We start from the raw sequence: 2576 nt of genomic DNA, 5'->3' as shown, positions 1-2576 counted from the left end.
TTTCCTCCCATTTTGCAAGCGGCGCGGGGGCCGCTCTCCTCCGCGCGCTACCAAAGCGCGCAGAGCCGGGAATGTCCATCTCTGCTCACGGGCTCGTGAGGGTCGCATCGGGCGCAAGCCGCCCCGCCGCCAGTGCGCTCAAACCCACCATCACCGTCGCGGTGATCATCACGGCCGGCAGCCCGCCCATCTGGTAGCTCAGCCCCGACAGCAGCGTGCCGATCAGCCGCCCGCCCGCATTGGCCATGTAGTAAAAGCCCACATCCATCGTCACCCGCTCGGCCTGCGTGAAGGCGAGGATGAGATAGGAGTGGAGCGACGAATTCACCGCGAAGATCGCGCCGAAGGCCAGCAGACCCACGACCAGCACGGTGCTGAGCCACAGCGACGGCGTCGGGTCGATCAGCACGGCGGCGCTGAGAAGGGCAGGCACCGCGAGCAGCGCCAGCGCCCAGTGCTGCGCGGCGCCGATCAGGTCGCTCTCGGGGCGGGATTGGACCTTCAGGATGCGCGGGGCGGCGGCCTGCACCGCGCCGTAGAGGATGATCCAGAGCGCCATGAAGGTGCCGACGAGGAAGAAGGCCGCGCGGTCGCCCGCGTGTGTGCCGTCCGACAGGACCGCGTAGAAATAGATCGGGATACCGACGACGAACCAGACGTCGCGCGCGCCGAACAGGAAGACCCGCGCCGCCGACAGCCAGTTCACATTGGCCGATTTCGAGAAGACTTCGGAGAATTTCGCGCCCTTGCGCCCGCGCGGCAGGCCCGGCGGCATCGCGACCACGATCGCGGCGAGGATCAGTGCCAGCACTACCGCCATCGCGACCACCGCGTAATCGAAGCCGAGCGCGGCCAGCAGCGCAGCCCCCAGCAGGAAGCCCACGCCCTTCACCGCGTTTTTCGACCCGGTCAGCACCGCGACCCATTTGAAAAGCCCGCCATTGCCGGTCGGCGCCAGCAGCTTCACCGCCGATTTCGAAGACATTTTCGCAAGGTCCTTCGCGACCCCGCTGAGGCCCTGCACCACCATCACATAGGCGACGGAGGCGCCGATGGTCCAACCGGGATCAAGCTGCGCCAGCGCGATCAGCGCCACGACCTGCAGCGACAGCCCCGCATAAAGCGTCGAGACCAGCCCGAACCGCGCCGCGATCCAGCCCGCCGAGAGGTTCGTCACCATCCCCGCCACTTCATACAGGATGAACAGGTAGGCCAGCTGCACCGGCGAGAAGCCCAGCGTGTGGAAATGCAGCAGCACCAGCATCCGGAGCGCGCCGTCGGTGAGCATGAAGGCCCAATAGGCCGCCGTCACCGCGATATAGGCGGAGAAGCCTTCGGGGCGGCTGGCGGGGTTGTCGGTCACAGGGACGCCCCCACCATCAGCGCGACATCGGCCAGCCGATAGGCGTAGCCCATCTCGTTATCATACCACGCATAGACCTTCACCTGCGTGCCGTTCACCACCATCGTCGAGGGTGCGTCGATGATCGAAGAGCGGATGTCGTTAGTGTAATCCGAGGACACGAGCGGGCGCGTCTCGTAGCCGAGAATACCGGTCAGATCGCCCTCCGCGGCGGCCTTGAACAGCGCGTTGACCTCTTCGGCGGTCGTTTCGCGCTCCACCTCGAAGACGCAATCGGTGAGCGATGCGTTGAGCAGCGGCACGCGCACGGCATGGCCGTTCAGCCGCCCCTTCAGTTCGGGATAGATCAGCGTGATCGCGGTGGCCGAGCCGGTCGTGGTCGGGATCAGCGAATTGAGCGCCGAACGCGCCCGGCGCAGGTCTTTTGCGGGGCGGTCCACGATGGTCTGGGTGTTGGTCACGTCATGGATCGTGGTGATCGCGCCGTGTTTGATCCGCAGATTTTCGTGGATGACCTTTACCACCGGGGCGAGGCAGTTCGTGGTGCAGCTCGCCGCTGTCACGATGCTATGCGCAGCCGGATCGTAGGCGTCATTGTTCACGCCATAGACGATATTCGCGGTCGGGCCGTCTTTCACCGGGGCCGAGACAACGACCTTCTTCACGCCAGCGGCGAAATAGGGGGCGAGCGCGGCTTCGGATTTGAAGACGCCAGTGCAGTCGATCACCACGTCGACCCCGTCGAGCGGCAGGTCTTCGATGTTGCGCGTGCCGATGAAGGGCAGGCGGGTGCCGTCGATGGTGACGCTGCTCTCGTCGCTCGAGAACTCCGCGTCCCAGCGGCCATGCACGGAGTCGAATTCCAGCAGATGCGCCTGCATCGCCGCATCGCCCACCGCGTCGTTGATCCATGCGATCTTCGCACCGCGTGCCAGAAGCGGCTTCAAGGCGAGTTTCCCGATGCGGCCGAGGCCATTGAGGGCGTAGGTGGTCATGGTCAGTCCTTTAGTTGCGGCCGATGTCATCGACGGCGGATTGCAGCGCGATGCGGTCGAGCGTTGTCAGAGGCAGGGCGGCGAAGGCCTCGATCCGGCGGTGAAGCGCGCCATAGGCCTGCTGGAAGGCCAGCGATTTCTGCGCGTCCGTACCTGTCGCCTTGACCGGATCGGGCACCCCCCAATGGCCGGTGATGGGCTGACCTTCCCAGGCCGGG

2 protein-coding genes and 1 pseudogene are annotated in these 2576 nt (G+C 65.8%); all 3 read right to left on the bottom strand.

Annotation, left to right across the window (positions count from 1 at the left end; all coding sequences use genetic code 11):
- Positions 1-85: 85 nt before the first annotated feature.
- Complete coding sequence (arsJ, locus tag B3D39_RS13445; RefSeq protein WP_286789790.1) at positions 86-1363, bottom strand: organoarsenical effux MFS transporter ArsJ; 1278 nt, start codon at positions 1361-1363, stop codon at positions 86-88.
- A complete protein-coding gene (locus B3D39_RS13440; RefSeq protein WP_286789789.1) occupies positions 1360-2358 on the bottom strand; it encodes an ArsJ-associated glyceraldehyde-3-phosphate dehydrogenase in 999 nt (332 codons plus the stop codon). Before B3D39_RS13440 ends, arsJ begins: the two co-directional genes overlap by 4 nt.
- A 10-nt stretch (positions 2359-2368) precedes the next feature.
- Positions 2369-2576, bottom strand: a pseudogene (locus tag B3D39_RS13435) (ArsR family transcriptional regulator); the annotation flags it as partial.

It is taken from the genome of Thioclava sp. UBA3469 (assembly GCF_002378135.1).
GTDB lineage: Bacteria > Pseudomonadota > Alphaproteobacteria > Rhodobacterales > Rhodobacteraceae > Thioclava > Thioclava sediminum.
Note: the sequence above shows the minus strand (reverse complement) of the source record. Positions and strands in the feature narration are given on the sequence as shown.